This window comes from Thermotomaculum hydrothermale (genome assembly GCF_016592575.1).
Taxonomy (GTDB): domain Bacteria; phylum Acidobacteriota; class Holophagae; order Thermotomaculales; family Thermotomaculaceae; genus Thermotomaculum; species Thermotomaculum hydrothermale.
The window spans coordinates 1,158,205-1,177,151 of the sequence record NZ_AP017470.1 but is presented as its reverse complement, the minus strand read 5'-3'; the positions used below and the strand labels follow the sequence as shown (position 1 = coordinate 1,177,151).

The following is an 18,947-nucleotide window of genomic DNA, read 5'->3' as shown; positions in this document are numbered from 1 at the left end:
GTATAATTTTACCTTATCAAAGCTTTTTGATAGAAAAAAATGACGAAATTTAGTCAAAATGGCGAATTTTAGTCAGTGCGCTAAGGCTTTTTTGCCTTTATATAGTGGGAATTGTGTTTTGTTTCCTGTGGCATATATCTTGCTGAAAATATGATAAGTAGTTGCTCTTTATAGGGCAAAAAAATAGGAGGTTGCTATGAAATCAAGTTTTTTTGTTTTTTTGCTTATTGGCTTAATGTCAATTAGTTTTGCTTTCTCTCAGAACAGGATTAAAATGGAAAACTATTTTGACAGCGGTTATTTTGTAACCGCAAGTGAAGATGGTTCTTTCAAACTCTGGATTGACGGAAGGGTTATGATTGATTCTGGTTTCTTTTTCGGTGATGACAACAATTTTGCAAACGGAACGGAGACAAGAAGAGCAAGGGTTTCCTTTAAGACTACTTTATATGACCAGTGGGCAGGAGAATGGGATATTGATGTAGCAGATAACGAAGTTGAAATTAAAGACTTCTGGATGGCTTATATTGGTTTTGATAACACAATTATCAAGTTAGGTAACCACAAAATGCCTTTCTCAATGGAAGAGGTTACCTCATCAAGGTATATTGTTTTTATGGAAAGAGCTCTTCCCAATGTTTTTACGCTTGGAAGAAGAATCGGTGTCTCTTATACAAAGTGGGCTGACAATTGGAGAATTCAGGCTGGTTTCTACGGTCAGGAAGTTGGAACAGGGGAAGAATCAGGACACAATGAATCCTGGGCTTACGCTGCAAGGCTTACCTATGACCCTATTTCCGAAAAAGGTAAACTCCTTCACTTTGGTGCATCTTACCAGTATGCAATTCCTGACGCTGAAGATGACAACAAAATTAAATTTAAAGAAAGACCTGAGCTTCATTTAACAGAAAAGATTTTGAACACTGGAAAAATTAAGAATGTTGACGATTTTTCAGCTTACGGTTTAGAGTTTGCATGGCAATTGGACAATATAATGGTTCAGGCTGAGTATATTTCTCAGGATGTAAATAGATATGACGGAAAACCTGATGCATCTTTTGACGGTTATTACATTTTTGTTAGTTACTTTGTAACAGGTGAAACAAGGCAGTGGAAAAAGAGTGAATCAGAATTTGCAGCAGTCACTCCTAATAGCAAGAAGGGTGCACTTGAAATTGCTTTGAGGTATAGTTCACTTGATTTAAATGATGAGTCTGCAGAAATTTTTGGTGGTAAAGAAGAAAATGTTACATTAGGAATAAACTATTATTTTAATGCAAATGTAAGATTCATGATGAACTATATTTTTGTGAACAACGATGAATATGCAGATGGTGATGGAGACTTTATAGGAAACGACGATTTCCAGATACTTGCTTTCAGATTCCAGTACTTATTCTAAAGATTTAAAAAAAGAGGGGGAATTTTCCCCCTCTTCCATTTAAAAAAGCCAATAAAATCAGGAGGTTTTCATGGGTAAAGAAATAGAGAGGAAATTTTTAGTTAAAGGAAATTTCCCTAAAGAAAACGGAATCAGGATAATTCAGGGTTATCTCTCTTCCGTCCCTGAAAGAACTGTAAGGGTAAGAATAAAAGGAGATAAAGGCTATCTGACTGTTAAAGGAATTGGCAATGAATCAGGTGCATCAAGGTTTGAATGGGAGATTGAAATACCTGTTGAAGATGCAAAGCAATTGTTAAATATATGCGAGCCAGGCGTTATAGATAAAACAAGGTACAGAGTTAAGGTTGGAAACCACCTGTTTGAAATTGATGAATTTTATGGAGACAACGAAGGGCTTGTAATTGCAGAGGTTGAGTTAAGTGACGAAAACGAAGAGTTTGAAAAACCTGAATGGTTAGGTGAAGAGGTTACAGGAGATGTAAGATATTACAACTCAATGCTTATGAAAAATCCTTATAAAAACTGGCGGGAAAAGTAAAGAATGAAAGGTAAAAACGGAGAAAACGGGGTTATAGATTTAAACGGTAACGGTTTTGATCCCCTTGATATGAGCAATTACAAATTAAATAAACTCCCTAAAAGAGAGTTTTCTAAGTTTGAAATCTGGATGCATAAATTAGGGGGGCCATTAGCCATAATCGTTTTTATTACTTTAAATTACCTTGTTAATTTCTCCTTTTTTCAGCATATAGATGCATCAATTCTTCCTAAGGAGGCACAGCAGGTGCTTCAAACTGTTGGGCATAATGCTTTTGTTGCAAAAAACATTTCAATGCTTGCCCTGTTTGTTGCTTCTCTAATTTTGTGGATTACCGAGGCTATTCCCAACTATTTAACTTCACTGATTTTGATAATCGGTTTAGTTCTTTACAAAGTGTTGCCAGAGGTTGAGGCTTATCACCAGTTGGGGCACAAGGTAATGTGGCTCAATATTATGTCATTTATTCTGGCAAGTATGCTTGTTAAAACAAGGGCTGCAAAGAGGTTTGCCCTCTGGTTTATTGTAAAATTTGGTAAAACAGCGTCCTCAATTTTTATAAGCTTTATTGTAATTAATGTTATTCTTTCAGCCTTTATCTCTGCAACAACTGCAAAAGCTGCAATTCTTCTTCCTATTATGATGGTGGTTGCTGCTATTTACGGTGCAACAGGTGGTAAGAATAAGAATAACTTTGGAAGAAACCTGATTTTACAAAACCTTTTCCAGATAAACATGGGGGCAAGTGCTTTTGTAACAGGGTCAGGTGCAAATTTGCTTGCTGCTGCGTTTATAGGAGAAGCCATAGGGAAAGATATTTATTTTTCCGACTGGATGAAGGTTGCATTCCCAATCTCCATTCTCATTATGTTTATAGGCTGGATTGTCGGTACAAGGTTGGTTTTCCCCTTGTCTGATAAAGAGAAAACTCCACACATTAAAGGAGGAATGGAGAGGTTAAAGCAGGAATTGGAAAAAATGGGGAAAATTTCAGTTGAGGAGATTAAAGCAGTTGCTATTTTTGTTACAGTTTTACTTCTTTGGGTTACAGACAGGTGGCATGGTATAAGCCCCACAGCGGTTGCTTTCTTAGGGGGTGTTGTAGCTTTAACTCCAAAAATTGGAGTGGTTGAGTGGAATGATGTTGATATCCCCTGGCACTTACTTTTATTCTCCGCAGGTGCTTACACTCTTGGGGCTGGATTAAAGCACACAGGTCTTGCCACAATTTTGGTTGATGCAATGTTTAACTCATTAGGTTTTGGACCTCATACACCTTTCTGGGTGTTGTATCTGATTTTAACAGGGGGCATGCTTTTTAGTGCTTTGTTTTTCCAGTCAAAAACAATGAGGACTTTGATATTTATCCCTATAGCCATAGGGGTTGCAAGAAAGTTTGGCTATCCTGTAATGAGCCTTGCTTTTCCGGTTGCACTGTTGATAGAGCATGTTTATGTTCTCCCCTTTAACAGTAAACCTGCGGCTTTACTTTATGTTACAGACCAGTACAGCTGGTCAGATACATTTAAATTCGGCATAACAATGATGTTAATAGCATGGGCTATAAGTATTGTTTCAGCAATGACATATTTCAAATGGTGGGGGATTACTCCACACGGATTGTTCTTTTAGATTTTTAAGGAGGTGAAAAATGGCTAAAGAAAAACTTGAAATAGGACAAATTTCAAAACCAAGGTTTGAATTTAGAACATTCGGCCAGAGGTTTGATAAGGAAATTTACAGAATGCAAAGGTTGTCTGTTCCTGTACCTGAAAAGGTCTGGGAAAGGTATTCAGAAGAGATTTACATTGTTTCAAAGACAAATGATAAAAACAATACCAAAATAAGAGATGGGAAAATGGATATAAAAACACTTGTTCAGGTGAAAGATGGCCTTGAACAATGGAATCCTTTAATGAAGGGGGAATTTCCAATAAAAAGAGAGGTTCTTGAAAAAGAAGTCTTCCCTGCATTTATGGTTGAGGGGATGCCTGAATTGACAAAGGATGAATATACACTTGAAGAGTTTCTTGAAATGATTAAGAATCACCCTGATTTACAGGCTGTAAGGGTTAAAAAGCAAAGATTTGGATATATGGTAAATGATACCATCTGTGAGGTTGCAAATGTTTTAATAAACGGTGCTAAAGTAACCACTTTAAACTCTGAATCAACTGAAATTGATGATATAAAGAAAACTCTGAAAGATATTGGGTTAGACAGGTTTGAAAACATAAACTATCTTCAGGCAATTAAAAGGGTTATTGGTATGATAGACAAACCTCTTGCAAACGAGGAGTTTTACAAATAATATGTGGTTTTTGGGAGGGGCAGACAAGCTTCAAAAAGAGATAGATATACTTCTTGAAAAGATTAAAGAAAGTGCATCTATTTTTTGTACCGGTATTGAAGCATATATGAATAAGGACAATGAAAACTTTTTGCTTTCTCTTGAAAAAGTTAAAAACCTTGAAAGTGATGTTGATAAATTAAGGAGAAGCATTGAGCAGGAATTGTATCAAAAATCTCTCATCCCTGAAAACAGGGGAGATGTTTTAGGCCTTCTTGAAACACTTGATGATATAATTGACGCGGCGGAAAGTACTATGGAAAAGTTTGAAACAGAGATCCCTGATATACCTGCAAAATGGCATTCCGATTTTGTGAAGCTTGCAGAAAAATCTAAGGATGCGGCATTCTCATGTGTTGATGCTGCATCCGCTTTCTTTAAATCAGTTTTTGAGGTAAAATTTTATCTGAATAAAGTTTTTCTATATGAGAAAGAAGCAGATAGGGTGAGTAGGGAATTGAAGAGAAAGATTTTTAAATCAGATTTAAAACAGAGTCATAAGATTCATTTAAGGTATTTTGCTTTAAGTATTGAGACAATGTCAGATAGGGCTGAAGAGGTTGCGGATCGACTTGCTATCTATGCCATTAAGAGGGAAATGTGAAATGTCTATAATTTTTCTGTCAAGTGGGTTGTTTTTAGGCTGGTCTTTAGGAGCAAATGATACAGGAAACATCTGGGGAACTGCTGTTTACTCAAGAATGGTGAGGTTTAAAACCGCGGCTATTCTTGCAAGTATTTTTGTTATATTAGGTGCAGTTATAAGTGGGGCAGGAGCAAGCCAGACTTTAGGGAAATTAGGTGCTGTTAACGCTATTGCAGGTTCTTTTACAGTTGCGTTTGGTGCTGCTTTAGCGGTTTATTTGATGGTAAGGAACAAACTTCCGGTTTCAACATCTCAAACAATTGTTGGCGCTATTGTAGGCTGGAATTTGTTTTCAGGAATGCCAACAGATTATAATTCATTAACAAAAATAGTTTCAACCTGGATAATTTGCCCTATTCTTGCAGGAATTTTTGCTGCAATTTTATACTATATTTTTAGATTTGTTTTAAAAAGGTTTGCAATCCATCTTTTAACCCTTGATTTTTTTACAAGGTTAGGGCTTATTTTGATAGGCATTTTCGGTTCTTATTCCCTTGGTGCAAACAATATAGCAAATGTTGTTGGGGTATTTGTTCCTGTTAACCCTTTTCCCAATGTTAAATTTTTAGGAATGGCAATCTCTTCAACCCAACTTTTATTTTTTATGGGGGGGGGTTGCCATTGCAATAGGTATTTTTACATACTCCCACAAAGTGATTTCAACAATAGGTGGTGGTATTTTCAGACTTTCTCCAGAAACTTCGCTTATTGTAGTGCTTGCAGAATCTCTTGTATTGTTTTTATTTGCATCCAAAGGGCTTGAAAAATTTTTGATTTCTCACCACCTTCCCCCAATTCCACTTGTTCCTGTGTCTTCCACACAGGCTGTTGTGGGGGCTATTACTGGCATAGGATTGGTTAAAAGCAAAGGCAGGAATATTCAGTACAGAACATTGGGAAAGATTATGGCAGGCTGGGTTATTGCCCCTGTATTTGCAGGATTTATAACATTTTTTTTCACTGTTTTTTATGCAAAATGTTTTTATGCAAAAGGTTTATATAGATAAGAAAGTTTCGGTAAAAACTGAAATGCAGTTAAAAACGCTACCTGGTAAAAATCTTAAAAAGTAAGATCTATTCTTTTGATTTTTTGCATCTTTTAAAATATAATTGCTTAGCATTACCAAAAGGGGGAAATATGAAAAAGTATGCTTTATTATTTATGGTAATATTTTCATTCACCATATTTGCAGGGGATGTAATTGTTATTAAATACAAAGACGGGTCAAGCGAGAAAATTGTGATTAAGCAACAACTATCCGCTATAAAATCTATAAAATTTGTTTCCTCTAACAGTGAGAAAAAAGAGGCAGTTAAAACTGAAAACAAACCTAACAAAGTTGTAGTTAAAAAGAAGGTTCAACCTGCAAAGAAAGTTGAAAAGAGTAAAGATAAAAATGACGAATTTGCTAAATTTGAAAATGAAATGAAAGCAAAATTAAAGCCAACCTTTGAAGGTATGTGGAAAACAAATTTTGGAAATATGATTATAAAGATAAAGGGCAATAAAGTTTTAGGTTATTACAAGAACGGGAAGGGTAAAATTGAAGGCACTCTCTCTGAAGATGGATACACAATAACAGGCAGATGGGCGGAAGTTCCAGACTTTAAACCGCCAAAACACGCAGGGAAATTTATTTTTCACCTGTCTGAAACAGGGGCAAGTTTTCACGGAAAGTGGGGTTTTGGAGACGAAGAACCTGATTCGGAGTGGGTTGGCAGAAAGATTGACTAAAATTTACAGGGAAACATAATATTTTTAAGAAAAAATTAATTTTAGTTTTCCCAGTCTAAAAGCCTTTTTTCACCTTCAAGGGATTTTGTGTTTGTTATGTCCTGAGTTACCTCAAGCACTCCCTTATACTCCCCCTTTTCGTTTCTAACAGCAAAGTATTGAATAAGGATAAACTTACCTTTAAAGTTTATCCAGAAATCTGCCCTATCTTTTTCCCCATTTTTAAAGCTTTCAACAATTTTGTTAACAGTGTCTATACTCTCTGGTGGATGGCAGTTTTGAACCTTTCTCCCTAAAACTGATTTTGTTCTCGGGAAAATCCTCTCTTTCGGGGTTGAAAAGAATTTAACCTCATTGTTTTCATCAACATAGGTTATATCAACGGGCAGATGATTGAATATGAGAGTTATTTGTTCAGGTTTGAGTTTTCCTGTACCTAAATCTACAAATAAATCATTAGTTACAGTGTTTTCTTTATTTTTTAAATCTTTTTTTTCAACCTTTACAAAAGGTAATCCCATTTCATACACTTCATCAAGCATAAGGTTTATCTCTTTCTCTTCCGCAATTTCAAGTAAGTATGGGAAAAGTATCTTGTTCTCCCTGAAAGAGATTGCAAACATATCAAAGAAAAGCCTTCCTGATAGAATGTTAAAGTCTTTTAAGTTAAACTCTCCTTCAAGCAGGGTCAAAATGTTTTTTATGTTTTTCTTAATGTCATCGTCAAACGACCACATTATTTGAGTGCAGCCAAAGAATTCGCTTTTTTTCTCTAAAAAAGGGAAAATAGTATTCTCCTTAACAACATAGTGAAGGGAGAATTCTGAAATTTCGGAAAACATTTTATGTAGTTTTTTTATTGTTTCTTCGTTATGCTCCTTGTTTAAACTTTTTATTAAAGGTTTGATTTTGTTAAGCCTTTTCTCCATCTCAAGGTTGTCTTTAACAAGTAAATCTATTAGCCCGTTTTCAGAAAATGGAAGGCTTTTGTAATCTCTTAAAGGAATGTAAACAGTGTGCAAGATTTTATTTACAGCCTTTTTAATTTTCTCAATAGGGTATTTGTCTTCAACAAGAAAATGAAAAACCTCAATCACATCCCTTGGGGTAATTGTTTCAAGAAGACTTTTATTCTTTTCAAACAATTCTTTGCCGTTTTGCCCTTCTAAAATCCCTTTACAGTACTGGTAAAATTTCTCTCTTTTTTCTTTATTGTATCCACTCATTTAATCTCCCATATCATTTTTATACCAAAAATATAATACTATTGCTTAAATCCTTTGTTAATTTATTTTTTCTAACTTTTTGAAATCTATTCAAAAGAATAGGGCAAATCTTTTTTTTCTTTAAACTCCCCCTTTTTTGGAAAACTAAAAAGTAAAGCAATGAGAGACAAAACAAACATAGGGATAAAATAAATTGATTCCCCTGTTCTAAACGCTGAAATCAAGCCTAAAAGAGCAGGAAATTCAGCAAATGCCCATAAAATTAAATATTTACCAAGGGGATTAAGTGATTTTAGAAGTGTGATTTTTCCCTTTTGAATTGTGAAAAAGAAAATAAATTCAATTAGTCCAACGAAAAATAAAATTTTTACAAAGTGAGGGGCATTATAGTAAAACATTTTAAAAAACATTTTGTAATCTTCAATTTTTGTTGAAAATCCTCCCATACTAATACCTACCGGGATTCCATAAAGGAATATTGAAACAAAGAATGAATACCATATCATTAAGCTTGTTCTATATGCTTGTTCTTTGTTTTCCATTCTATTCCCCCTTTGATTTTTTCTTTATATACTCAAGGATTTCCTTTGGGTTTCCCTCAGGGTTTACACTTCTATAAATTTTTTCAATTTTGCCTTCAGGGTTAATCAAGATTGTATCTCTTCTGCACATACCGAACAATGACTTTACTCCAAAAAATTTTGATACTTCCCCTGTCTTATCGTATAAAAGAGGAATAGTAATGTTGTGTTTCTTTTTAAATTTTCTATGGCTTTCAAGATTGTCTTTATTTATGCCGAAAACAATAGCATTTACCTTTTCAAATTCTTTTTTTAGTTCTGAAAAGGTTATTGCCTCTTTTGTGCAGCCTGATGTGTCGTCTTTAGGATAAAAGTAAAGAATAACCCATTTTCCTTTAAATTTTGAAAGTTCAATAAACTCACCGTTATCAGCCTGAACCTTGAAATTAGGGATTGGGTCCCCTTTTTTTGCACTTTTAGCATAAATATTAAAACTGAATAAGCCTGAAATTAATAATACAGTCATAAAGACTTTCATTTTTAAACTCCTTTGTGTTTTGTATTTGTATTATAACAAAAAAAGCGGGGAATTATTCCCCGCTTCTGTCTTTGACTTGTTAATTATTTTTAATAAACTCCAACAGCATCCCATCCAGTCTGAACAATATTATATTCAGTGCTGTTTTCACCATACATCTCTGCTGCAGTCTGCAATGTAACCTGTCTTGCTACAGAGAAATCTGCGTCTGCTGGCATATAATTAGTAAAAGCGTTGAAAACAAGGTCTCTTGCTTTATCAAGCCCCATCCCATCTACTTTAATACCAGAGTAGGGGTTTGTTCCGCCGTGTGCAATAAGGTAGAACCAGTGTGAAACAATTGTAGAATTAATATGAACCCCACCATTATCCTGAGTTCCTGTGTATCTTTGGTCATAATGGCAAGGGTCACCAGCTTTTGTTGGGTCATCAAGATACCTTAAAGCATCACCAAAAGGTTCGTTAGGATACCAGATATCCTCACCCATCCAGTAATCTGCTTTAAGAAGCCCAAATCCTTCAGGCTGAAAATAGAATTCAACGCATGTTCCCATAATGTCTGAAAATGCCTCATTTAATGCACCAGATTCGTTTGAGTAAATTAAATCTGATGTGTAATCTGTTACCGCATGGCTTAATTCGTGAGCAACAACATCAAGTGCACCTGAAAGATAAGTAGCCTGAACGCCATCTCCGTCTCCAAAAACCATCTGTTGCCCATTCCAGTATGCATTAACATAATTTGTTCCATAATGAACAGTAGCTATCATAGCTGAGTCCATATCGTCATAACTCTTTCTGCCGTAAAGTGTGTAATAGAAATCATAAACATCTTCAAGATATTTGTGAGCACATACAGCTGCACTGTCTGTCCAGTAATTGTCATCATCAGTTACAATATTTCCAGGGAGGCTTCTTCCCACCGCTTTGTAAGTTTTAATTTCAGCTCCTCTTGTCCTATTTATCATCTGATAGCTTGACCCGTCAAAAACAACATGAAGGTCTGAATAAGTTTCCCCATTAACTCCAATTCCTGTTCCAGTTACATCTGTTAATGTGGTTGAGCTGCCTCCTCCTACCCATGAAGGTTTGCCTTCTTTAACATTTTCATATTTAAATAAAATTGTTCCAGTTTCGGCATCAACAAAGTAAATCATATTTGAATCAAATTTAAAACTATCTACTTTATATGCAAGGTAGTAAACATCGTTTTTAGGGAATATAACAAGTTTGGTGTTCCTTATTTTATATTCAGGGTTATTTAAGTCCTGAACAACAATTTTTGTTGCATCGTAGTTGGATAAAACAGGAACAGTTCCTACATTAATGTTTTCAAAAATTATTCCGTTAACTGATTCAAGATTTTTCCCATTGTAATGCTTTATAAGTTCACCGCCAAAAACCTCAATCCCATGATAAGTTTGGCTAAACCTTATGTGGGTTTTTTTGCCAGTTTTTAGAATTCTTTTTTGAGAGAATTCAACTTCCAATGGAAGCATGGCTTTAACATTTTTACCATTTGCTTTGTAATTAAAATAGTGACCCTTAGAAAAACCAAGTGTGGAAAAAATAAATACAAAGGTGAATACAAAATACACAAATTTTTTCATTACGCGCCCTCCATTAAGAAAATATAATTTTTTAATATCACATTGAATTTTTAAAGTCAAAGAATTTTTTATTTTTTATAATAATTAATATTTAAATTTTAAATTTTTTGAAAGCTTAATAAAACTTTTGCTCTTTTTAATTTTTATTTTTTTATTTTGTTGTGAAGTAGATAAAAAGTTACCTATAAAATATTCCCTAAAATCCCCTTTTTCTTTTTCAGTTTTTCTTTTAATTTGTTTTTGTATTTTTTCTCTAATTTTTTCTTCTTTTTGTTTAGTTTTTCTTTTGCTTTGTCTTTCCAGACTGATTTTATTTGTTTAAGCAGGGTTTTAGTGTCAACTTTAACCTTTGGGTTGTCAAGTTTTCCAGTAAGATAAAGGGGGAATTCTAATTTTTCAACCTTTTCTTCCCCTAATTTTGAAATTTTCATTAAAGAGTTTTCAATTGTAATATTCAAAACAGCATCAATCATAACATCCTGTTTTTCAAAAATTTTCCCCTTTCCTGAAATTGTGATTGTACCGCCTTTGAGGGTATTCTGGTTTTTTAATTTAATAGATTGAAGGAGTTTGTCTGTATCTATTTTGTTTACTGAAAAATTAAAGTTATTTTCCCCTTTTTGAGAGGATAACCCTGTAAAAATTCCGTTAAAATCAAATGTGTTTTTTGAAGATTTAATATGAATTTCCGGGGCGATGGGTGAAAGGTTAGGATTTGTTGAAATCTCTTTCATTTTAAGTTTTAAAGTTTCTTCTTTTAATAAGTCAAGGGTTTTTATATTATCTGCTTCAAGATTGCTTATTGCAAATTGAGGAGATTTTCTAATTAAGTGCTTTGCAATTACATTTCTGTAACCCAGGCTTTCAGCCTCTCTTTTTAGCCTATCCGAAAGGCTTTCTCCCTTTTGCCCGGTGTACTTTTTAATCATTTCACTTGATTCTGATAGCTTTTTATACCACCTTTTTGCTTTTTTCAATTTTTTCTTTATTTCTTTAGCGTTTGAAATGTAATAGTCAAGTGATTTTGCTTCTCCCTTTTTCTCACTTTCTTCAACTTTCAGAGGTTTTAAAAGTTTCCCTTTTTTCTTTCTTTTACTTTCAATTTCTGCACCAATGATTTTGACATTATCAAGCCTCAACCTTTTTGCTAAAAGGCTTTTGCTGCTAACATCTGCCATAATCTCTTTTGCTGCAAAAAGGTTTTTATCAAGGTGTTCAGGGTCGCATATTGCAAGGTTTTGTACAATGAATTTGCCCTCTTTTAAGTTAATATAGGCTTTTCCTATATCAACTGTTGCACCGTTTGCCTCTTCAAGCCCCATTTTCATATACTTTTTTATAAAATTTCCTGCAAAAAACTGCTGGGTAAAGAAAAGGATTAGAAAAGCTATAACAACAAATACAATGCCTGAAATTCTAAAAGGAAAGGATTTTTTTTTCAAAATTTCTTCGTAATCTTCAACCTTCCCCTTTCCGAAAAGAATATAAATAAGGGTTTTCCCAAACTTCGATTCTGTAAAGGCTAAAACTTTTGAATCTTTTTCTTTTGTCTTTACCATTGTTTTTCTATATTTTTGTACAGAGTAAACCACAAAAATACCCCATATAATTCCGATTAGAATACCTAAAACAAACCCTCCGCTTGTTACATAGTATTCAAATCCGCAGAGGGCAAAAACTGGGGCATTTATAAGGTATATGAACAGTTTTTTTGCGAAACCGTCCATAAGAATATGTCCAATTTCAAAGGTGAGAGGGGTGAGAATATATGACAGAATTTTTGTAAGTGCAAATGTTGTTAATGCAAGGCCTAAATTTGCGTTAAGGATAATTAAAAGGGTAATTGCAAAAACAGTCAACCCTGGTGCCCTGCTAAAGCCTGGAAGAAATCCTAAAATTGAACCTAAAAAACAGGCAAAGAATATCTGCACAGGTGTTGCATTTCCCCTTAAAATCTTCCCTATCTTTCTGGTAAAAACCATATTTCCCCCTTTTTCTTTCTTATCTTAATCAAATTATACAACTATTATAGGAGTGAAAATGAGTATTTTTAAATCTTATTTATATAAATGAAATCAAAGTTTTATTAATGGTATGTTTAAATTAATTGTTGACATTTAAGGTTATATCATTATAATTATTAATTGCCTGTCGCGGGGTGGAGCAGCCAGGTAGCTCGTCGGGCTCATAACCCGAAGGTCGTGGGTTCAAATCCCACCCCCGCTACCATTTTTATTTCCCCTGAAAAACTTAAAAAATCCCTTAACAAAATCAAATCTCTGTGTCTGGTATATATCTTTAACTTAATGTATAATACTTTTGATGTTATTGCAGGAGGATAGTATGAAGATTTACAACACTTTAAGTGGTAAGCTGGAAGAGTTTAAAACATTGAGAGATAAAGAGGCAAGAATTTATACCTGTGGCCCTACTGTTTACGATTATGCACATATAGGTAATTTCAGAACATTCTGTTTTGAGGATATATTCAGAAGGTATTTGAAGTACAAAGGTTATAAGGTTATTCAGGTTATGAATTTAACAGATGTTGACGACAAAACTATTAGAAGGGCAAATGAAGAAGGTTTGTCTTTGAGGGAGTATACAGAAAAGTATGCAAAGGCTTTTTTTGAAGATTGCGAAACTTTAAATATAGAAAAGGTTGAGTATAATCCAAGGGCGACAGAGCATATTGAAGAGATGATAGAGCTTGTAAAAACCTTAATTAACAAAGGCTTTGCTTATGAGAAAGATGGGTCTGTTTACTTTGATATATCTGCTTTTAATGAGTACGGGAAGCTTTCCAAACTTGATAGAAGGGAGATTAAGGAAGGGGTTTCAGTTGACGCTGACGAGTATGAAAAGGACGATGTGAGAGACTTTGTTTTGTGGAAAGCTAAGAAGGAAGGAGAGCCTTCCTGGCCATCACCCTGGGGAGAAGGGCGTCCAGGCTGGCATCTTGAATGCTCTGTTATGGCAATGAAGTATCTTGGCGAAACAATAGATTTACACGCAGGGGGTGAGGATTTAATTTTTCCTCACCACGAAAATGAGATAGCACAAAGCGAGGCTGCAACAGGCAAGCCTTTTTCAAATTATTGGCTTCACTGCAAGTATTTGATTGTTGAAGGAAAAAAGATGAGTAAATCCCTCGGCAACTTTTTTACCTTGAGGGATTTGATTAAAAAGGGCTATAACCCGAGGGCAATCAGGTATGTGCTTATTTCTTCCCATTATAGAAAACAGTTAAATTTCACTCTTGAAAGTGTTAAGGCTGCTGAGAAGGCTATTGAAAAGGTTGAGGGATTTTATCAGGCCGTAAGTCAAACAAAGAATAAGGCAGATTACGATGAGAGAATAAAAGAATTGATTGAAAAATACAGAAAAGATTTTGAAGAAGCAATGGATGATGATTTAAATGTTTCAGGTGCATTAGGGGCACTTTTTGAGTTTATAGGAGAGGTTAACAAGCTTTATCCAGATTCTAATATCCCTGAAGCAAACAGGGATAAGGTTTTGCAATTTCTTGAAAAACTTAACAGTGTTTTTGCTGTATTTGATTTTTCAACTGAATTGCCTGATGATGAGATTTTGAAACTTATTGAAGAGAGGAATGAAGCAAGGAAAAACAGGAATTTTAAAAGGGCAGATGAGATAAGGGATATGCTAAAAGAGAAGGGAATTATTCTTGAAGATACAAAGGATGGGACAAGGTTTAAGAGAATAAAATAAATTCGGGGGGATTATGAAGAAGTTTATTTTGTTTGCTGTATTGATTTTATTGACTGTTTCTTGCAATACAAAGATTGACAGGGAGAATGAAATGAGACTTTTTATAGAAAACTATGTTAAAAAGGTTGCACCTTTAGTTAAAAAGGCAAACCTTGCATACTGGGAGGCATCTGTTACAGGAAATCCAGAAAAGTATAAAGAGGCTGCAAAGTATGAGTTTGAGATAGCAAAATTACATTCAAATAGAGAAGAATTCCTTAAGCTTAGAGAGTTTTTGAAAGAAGACATAAAAGATGAGTTGTTAAAGAGGCAGATTGTTTTGATTTACCTTTCCTATGCGGGAAAGCAGGGAGACCCGAATTTAGTTAAGCAGATTATTGACAAGCAAAACGAGATTGAGGAGAAGTTTAATACCTTCAGGGCTGAACTTAATGGTAAAAAGGTAACAGACAATGAACTAAAAGAGATTTTAAGAAGTGAAAAGAAAAATATGGCTTTGAGAAAGGAAGCCTGGCTTGCATCAAAGCAGATTGGCAAGGTTGTTGCAAAAGATGTTCTTGAACTTGCAAAGTTGAGGAATAAACTTGCTAAGTCATTGGGTTATAAGGATTACTTTGAAATGGCTCTTAAACTTCAGGAGCAAACACCAGAGGAGATTATTGGGCTTTTTGACAAGCTTGATAATGAGATTTCCCCTGAATACCAGAAGGTTAAGGCAGATATTGATAAAATGCTTGCAAGAAGGTATAAAATTTCTTCTAAATCAATTATGCCCTGGCATTATGAAGACCCGTTTTTTCAGGAAGGGATTTCATTTGATAGTGTAAACCTTGATAAATATTACAAAGGCAAAGACCTTGCAAATATAGCAAAGGATTTTTATGCTTCTATTGGGCTTGATGTTACAGATATTCTTGAAAGAAGCAGTTTGTATGAAAAAGAAGGCAAGATGCAGCATGCTTTTTGCACCGATATTGACAGGGAAGGGGATGTCAGGATTTTAACAAATATTAAGGACAATGAATCCTGGATGGATACTGTTTTACACGAGTTAGGACACGCTGTTTATGACAAATACCTTGATAAAAATTTGCCCTATGTTTTAAGGGAAGCCTGCCATACCTTTACAACAGAGGCTGTTGCAATGCTTTTTGGAAGGCAGTCTAAGAACCCTGAGTTTTTGAAAAAATACTGCGGTTTGTCTGATAGAGAGGCAAAGAATATTGCCCCTCAACTTTACAAAATGCAGAAATTCCAGCAACTTGTTTTTTCAAGGTGGTGTCAGGTTGTAACAAGGTTTGAAAAAGAGATGTATGCTCACCCTGAGAAGGGAGTGGATTACTTTAACAATTACTGGTGGCAGTTAAAGGAAAAGTATCAACTAATTAAAAAACCGAAAGACAGGAATAATCCAGATTGGGCGGCTAAAATCCATATTTCAGCCTATCCTGTTTACTATCACAACTATATGTTAGGTGAATTATTTGCTTCACAGATGAATTTCTATATTGCAAAGAACATAATCCACACTGACAATATAAAACAAACATTTTTAGGTGATAACAAAGAGATAGGCAAATACTTTATTGAAAAGATATTCAAGCCCGGGGCAAGGTATAGGTGGGATAGATTTGTAAAAGAGGCAACAGGGGATGAACTAAATCCAAAGTACTATAAACTTCAATTTGTTGATTAAACTTTATGTTTTTTAAGAATTATTTTTCTTCAAAGGCAGACAAGTTTTACAACCTGATGAAGTATCATGTTCAGGATGTATTGCTTGTTGCATCCCCTTACGATGCTTACATACTTGAGGAAGACGGTGCATTAACAAAGAGGATTTTTAACGATTTTCTTGAATTGGATTTGCACTATATCCCGAGAATAACAAGGGTGTTTTCAGCAAAAGAGGCTCTGTCTGTTCTTAAGAATAATAGTTATGATCTTGTTATTACAATGCCAAGGCTTTCTGAAATGACCCCAATTGAATTTGGGAAAAAGGTTAAAGAGATTAAAGATGATTTACCGGTTGTACTTTTAACCTATTTCCCTGTTGAAAAGGATGTGTTAATCCTTGTAAGAGAGAAGAAATACATAGATAAGATTTTTTACTGGATGGGGGATTCAAAACTTTTTCTTGCAATAATTAAATATATTGAAGATAAGAAGAATGCGGACAGAGATACAGAATTAGGGGTTAATGTTATCCTTGTTGTTGAGGATTCTCCAAGGTACTATTCATTTTTTCTTCCGTTGATATACACAGAAATTTTAAAGCAGACAAGAAAGATAATTAAAGATTCAATAAACGAATCTGATGTGATTTTTAGGGTAAAGGCAAGGCCTAAAATTCTGACTGCTGAGACTTTTGAAGATGCAATCAAGATTTATGAAAAATATAAAAAAAATCTTTTAGGGATAATTTCAGATGTTCAGTATCCCAAGGGGGGAAGGTTAGATAAGGAGGCAGGTTTTGAGTTAGTAAAAAAGGTAAAAAGTGAGGTTAAAGATTTAAGCGTTATTCTGCAATCTTCAAATTTAGAAAATAAAAAAGTAGCAAAAAAATTGGGCGTTGACTTTTTCCATAAACATTCAAAAAACATGGTAGGGCAGCTGAGAAAGTATATACTTAAGGATTTTGGTTTTGGGGATTTTGTTTTTAAATTTCCAAATGGAAGGGTAATTGACAGGGCTAAGACTTTAGAAGAGTTTGCTGAAAAGATTTTAAATATACCTGACGAAAGTGTGCTTTACCATGCATCTCACAATCACTTTTCAGTCTGGTTCAGGGCAAGAACGCAGTTTGAAATTGCAGAGGTTTTAAGGCCTAAAAGTATTGAAGATTTCAAAGATGCAATGGAGATAAAGAAATTCCTTAGAGACACAATAGTAAATTTCCTTAAACATAAAAAACAAAGTTCTGTTATTAGTTTACAAGCTTTGTCTGATGCAGAATCAACCATTTTTGTAAAAATAGGAGATGAATCTTTAGGGGGGAAGGCGAGGGGGCTTTCTTTTATTCAGGCTGTGTTATCTGAAACAGGGTTTGAAGAAAGATTTTCCGATGTTGACATAAAGGTTCCCTTTTCAACAGTGCTTGCAACTGACATTTACGAAGATTTTATGAATAAAAATAAGTTATTGGACAGGGCTTTTGAGATTGAAAGCGATGAAGAGATAAAATATCTGTTTTTAAATGCAAAATTGCCTAAAGGGGTGGAAAAAGACCTTATTAAACTATTAAAAAAATTAAAAACGCCTATTGCTGTCAGGTCTTCTTCCATATTTGAAGATTCTCAAACACTGTCTTTTGCAGGGGTTTACAAAACCTATATGCTTGCAAACAATGAGCAAACACTTGAGCACAGGCTTGCTAATCTAATTGCCTCAATTAAACTTGTTTATGCTTCTGTTTTTTCTTCGGTAGCTAAAAAGTTTATAAAAAACACAAATTATAATTTAGGCGAAGAAAAGATGGCTGTTTTAATACAAAAGGTTGTGGGTAAAAATTACGGTAAATACTTTTTCCCGACAATTTCTGGCGTTGCGCAAAGTTACAATTACTATCCGGTTTCAAGTTTAAAACCTGAAGATGGAGTTGTTTACCTTGCATTTGGCCTTGGGAGAATAATTGAAGAGTCAAATTTTATAAAAAGAATTTCTCCTAAAAATCCTTTAGTTGATCCTGTTTGTGTAACCCCTGAAGAATGTTTGAAGAATAGTCAGAAGTATTTTTATGCTCTTAATCTTGAGGAATCAGAATTTGATGCAAAAAAGGGAGAATTGTCAGGCCTTGAGAGGTTAAAGGTTTCTAAATTTGAGAAAAACGAGGCTTTAAATTTTGTCTCTCAATACTATTTACCTGAGGAAAATATGCTTTCTGACTTTGAAAAACCTGGGGCGAAAAGGGTGTTAACCTTTAAACATTTTCTTTCAGACAGGTTTTTCCCCTTTTCTCAATTGATTTCTGAGTTGCTTACAATTTCTTCAGAGGCTATAGGAGAGGCTTCAGAGATAGAGTTTGCAATTAATTTAAACAGGGATAAAAACCATCAATTCTTCCTTCTTCAAAACAAGCCGTTGGCGTCTGGAAGCGGGATTGGAATGGTTTTAATTGGTAAAAAGGAAATTGAAAATTCCCTCTGTTTTTCTAATGAGGTTTTAGGAAACGGAATTTTTAACAACTTGAGACACATTATTGTTGTTTCCCCTGAAAGATTTAATAGAAAGCACACAGTTGAGATAGCAGATGAGATAGCAAAACTAAATGCAGAATTTAAAGAAAATAGAGAACACTATATTTTAATTGTTCCAGGAAGGTTAGGCTCAAGCAATCCACTAAACGGTATTCCTGTTAATTTTAATGATATATCAAATGCACAGGTTATTGTTGAATACACAAAAGAGGATTTCAGGGTTGAACCTTCAAAGGGAAATCACTTTTTCCAGAAAATGCTTGCTTCAAAAATAGCGTACTTTTACATTGACCATTTGAACAAAGAGCAGAGGTTAGACTGGGATTTTATAAAGAAATTGAATATTTTAAATAAAACTAAATACCTCGATGTTTATTCTTCAGATTTGCCTTTTATTACAAAAATAGACGGTAAAAAAGGGATAGGACTTATAAAAAAGCCTGTTTAAGG

16 protein-coding genes and 1 tRNA gene are annotated in these 18,947 nt (G+C 34.3%); 12 read left to right on the top strand and 5 right to left on the bottom strand.

The window, feature by feature from the left end:
* Nucleotides 1-196: 196 nt before the first annotated feature.
* The 8 genes from TTHT_RS05400 to TTHT_RS05365 all read left to right on the top strand — a co-directional run bounded on the left by TTHT_RS05400 (nucleotide 197) and on the right by TTHT_RS05365 (nucleotide 6,674).
* Nucleotides 197-1,402, top strand: a complete 1,206-nt coding sequence (locus tag TTHT_RS05400; protein ID WP_201326960.1) for an OprO/OprP family phosphate-selective porin — start codon at nucleotides 197-199, stop codon at nucleotides 1,400-1,402.
* Nucleotides 1,403-1,472: 70 nt separating this feature from the next.
* Nucleotides 1,473-1,943, top strand: a complete 471-nt coding sequence (locus TTHT_RS05395; RefSeq protein ID WP_201326959.1) for a CYTH domain-containing protein — start codon at nucleotides 1,473-1,475, stop codon at nucleotides 1,941-1,943.
* 3 nt (nucleotides 1,944-1,946) lie between these two features.
* Nucleotides 1,947-3,575: an SLC13 family permease gene (locus tag TTHT_RS05390; RefSeq protein WP_201326958.1), complete on the top strand. Its 1,629-nt coding sequence runs from the start codon at nucleotides 1,947-1,949 to the stop codon at nucleotides 3,573-3,575.
* 19 nt (nucleotides 3,576-3,594) lie between these two features.
* Nucleotides 3,595-4,254 (top strand): hypothetical protein, encoded by a 660-nt coding sequence (locus TTHT_RS05385; RefSeq protein WP_201326957.1) that lies wholly within the window; start codon nucleotides 3,595-3,597, stop codon nucleotides 4,252-4,254.
* Nucleotide 4,255: 1 nt separating this feature from the next.
* Nucleotides 4,256-4,897, top strand: coding sequence for a DUF47 domain-containing protein (locus TTHT_RS05380; RefSeq protein WP_201326956.1), 642 nt, complete (start codon nucleotides 4,256-4,258; stop codon nucleotides 4,895-4,897).
* A 1-nt stretch (nucleotide 4,898) separates the two neighbouring features.
* Nucleotides 4,899-5,702, top strand: a complete 804-nt coding sequence (locus TTHT_RS05375; RefSeq protein WP_201326955.1) for an inorganic phosphate transporter — start codon at nucleotides 4,899-4,901, stop codon at nucleotides 5,700-5,702.
* On the top strand, nucleotides 5,674-5,946 hold the full coding sequence (locus TTHT_RS05370) for an inorganic phosphate transporter (RefSeq protein WP_201326954.1): 273 nt from the start codon (nucleotides 5,674-5,676) through the stop codon (nucleotides 5,944-5,946). Before TTHT_RS05375 ends, TTHT_RS05370 begins: the two co-directional genes overlap by 29 nt.
* 131 nt (nucleotides 5,947-6,077) lie before the next feature.
* On the top strand, nucleotides 6,078-6,674 hold the full coding sequence (locus TTHT_RS05365) for a hypothetical protein (RefSeq protein ID WP_201326953.1): 597 nt from the start codon (nucleotides 6,078-6,080) through the stop codon (nucleotides 6,672-6,674).
* Nucleotides 6,675-6,715: 41 nt separating this feature from the next.
* Here TTHT_RS05365 and TTHT_RS05360 read toward each other — a convergent pair whose 3' ends face one another.
* The 5 genes from TTHT_RS05360 to TTHT_RS05340 all read right to left on the bottom strand — a co-directional run bounded on the left by TTHT_RS05360 (nucleotide 6,716) and on the right by TTHT_RS05340 (nucleotide 12,551).
* Nucleotides 6,716-7,900 carry a DUF438 domain-containing protein gene (locus TTHT_RS05360; RefSeq protein WP_201326952.1) on the bottom strand — a complete coding sequence of 395 codons (1,185 nt, stop codon included), beginning with the start codon at nucleotides 7,898-7,900 and terminating at the stop codon, nucleotides 6,716-6,718.
* 86 nt (nucleotides 7,901-7,986) lie between these two features.
* Nucleotides 7,987-8,442, bottom strand: coding sequence for a hypothetical protein (locus TTHT_RS05355; protein WP_201326951.1), 456 nt, complete (start codon nucleotides 8,440-8,442; stop codon nucleotides 7,987-7,989).
* Between the two features lies 1 nt (nucleotide 8,443).
* Nucleotides 8,444-8,959 (bottom strand): peroxiredoxin, encoded by a 516-nt coding sequence (locus TTHT_RS05350; protein ID WP_201326950.1) that lies wholly within the window; start codon nucleotides 8,957-8,959, stop codon nucleotides 8,444-8,446.
* An 89-nt stretch (nucleotides 8,960-9,048) separates the two neighbouring features.
* Nucleotides 9,049-10,569 carry a M4 family metallopeptidase gene (locus TTHT_RS05345; protein WP_201326949.1) on the bottom strand — a complete coding sequence of 507 codons (1,521 nt, stop codon included), beginning with the start codon at nucleotides 10,567-10,569 and terminating at the stop codon, nucleotides 9,049-9,051.
* Between the two features lie 182 nt (nucleotides 10,570-10,751).
* The gene (locus TTHT_RS05340; RefSeq protein ID WP_201326948.1) at nucleotides 10,752-12,551 is read right to left on the bottom strand and encodes a TIGR03546 family protein; all 1,800 of its coding nucleotides are present in this window, start codon (nucleotides 12,549-12,551) and stop codon (nucleotides 10,752-10,754) included.
* A gap of 170 nt (nucleotides 12,552-12,721) precedes the next feature.
* On the opposite strand from TTHT_RS05340, the gene TTHT_RS05335 reads away from it, so the two are divergent.
* The 4 genes from TTHT_RS05335 (at nucleotide 12,722) to TTHT_RS05320 (ending at nucleotide 18,945) form a co-directional block, all read left to right on the top strand.
* Nucleotides 12,722-12,798 (top strand) — tRNA-Met (locus tag TTHT_RS05335).
* Between the two features lie 114 nt (nucleotides 12,799-12,912).
* Complete coding sequence (gene cysS, locus TTHT_RS05330; RefSeq protein ID WP_201326947.1) at nucleotides 12,913-14,301, top strand: cysteine--tRNA ligase; 1,389 nt, start codon at nucleotides 12,913-12,915, stop codon at nucleotides 14,299-14,301.
* Nucleotides 14,302-14,314: 13 nt separating this feature from the next.
* Nucleotides 14,315-15,997, top strand: a complete 1,683-nt coding sequence (locus TTHT_RS05325) for a M2 family metallopeptidase (protein WP_201326946.1) — start codon at nucleotides 14,315-14,317, stop codon at nucleotides 15,995-15,997.
* A gap of 5 nt (nucleotides 15,998-16,002) precedes the next feature.
* Nucleotides 16,003-18,945 carry a PEP/pyruvate-binding domain-containing protein gene (locus TTHT_RS05320; RefSeq protein WP_201328997.1) on the top strand — a complete coding sequence of 981 codons (2,943 nt, stop codon included), beginning with the start codon at nucleotides 16,003-16,005 and terminating at the stop codon, nucleotides 18,943-18,945.
* Nucleotides 18,946-18,947 lie beyond the last annotated feature (2 nt).

What these genes read in the sequence shown, in the direction of transcription:
- TTHT_RS05365 (WP_201326953.1), top strand. Translation starts at nt 6,078, where the DNA reads ATGAAAAAGTATGCTTTATTATTTATGGTAATATTTTCATTCACCATA.
- TTHT_RS05400 (WP_201326960.1), top strand. Translation starts at nt 197, where the DNA reads ATGAAATCAAGTTTTTTTGTTTTTTTGCTTATTGGCTTAATGTCAATT.
- TTHT_RS05320 (WP_201328997.1), top strand. Translation starts at nt 16,003, where the DNA reads ATGTTTTTTAAGAATTATTTTTCTTCAAAGGCAGACAAGTTTTACAAC.
- TTHT_RS05325 (WP_201326946.1), top strand. Translation starts at nt 14,315, where the DNA reads ATGAAGAAGTTTATTTTGTTTGCTGTATTGATTTTATTGACTGTTTCT.
- TTHT_RS05355 (WP_201326951.1), bottom strand. Translation starts at nt 8,442, where the DNA reads ATGGAAAACAAAGAACAAGCATATAGAACAAGCTTAATGATATGGTAT.
- TTHT_RS05380 (WP_201326956.1), top strand. Translation starts at nt 4,256, where the DNA reads ATGTGGTTTTTGGGAGGGGCAGACAAGCTTCAAAAAGAGATAGATATA.
- TTHT_RS05350 (WP_201326950.1), bottom strand. Translation starts at nt 8,959, where the DNA reads ATGAAAGTCTTTATGACTGTATTATTAATTTCAGGCTTATTCAGTTTT.
- TTHT_RS05385 (WP_201326957.1), top strand. Translation starts at nt 3,595, where the DNA reads ATGGCTAAAGAAAAACTTGAAATAGGACAAATTTCAAAACCAAGGTTT.
- TTHT_RS05375 (WP_201326955.1), top strand. Translation starts at nt 4,899, where the DNA reads ATGTCTATAATTTTTCTGTCAAGTGGGTTGTTTTTAGGCTGGTCTTTA.
- TTHT_RS05340 (WP_201326948.1), bottom strand. Translation starts at nt 12,551, where the DNA reads ATGGTTTTTACCAGAAAGATAGGGAAGATTTTAAGGGGAAATGCAACA.
- TTHT_RS05395 (WP_201326959.1), top strand. Translation starts at nt 1,473, where the DNA reads ATGGGTAAAGAAATAGAGAGGAAATTTTTAGTTAAAGGAAATTTCCCT.
- TTHT_RS05360 (WP_201326952.1), bottom strand. Translation starts at nt 7,900, where the DNA reads ATGAGTGGATACAATAAAGAAAAAAGAGAGAAATTTTACCAGTACTGT.
- TTHT_RS05345 (WP_201326949.1), bottom strand. Translation starts at nt 10,569, where the DNA reads ATGAAAAAATTTGTGTATTTTGTATTCACCTTTGTATTTATTTTTTCC.
- cysS (WP_201326947.1), top strand. Translation starts at nt 12,913, where the DNA reads ATGAAGATTTACAACACTTTAAGTGGTAAGCTGGAAGAGTTTAAAACA.
- TTHT_RS05390 (WP_201326958.1), top strand. Translation starts at nt 1,947, where the DNA reads ATGAAAGGTAAAAACGGAGAAAACGGGGTTATAGATTTAAACGGTAAC.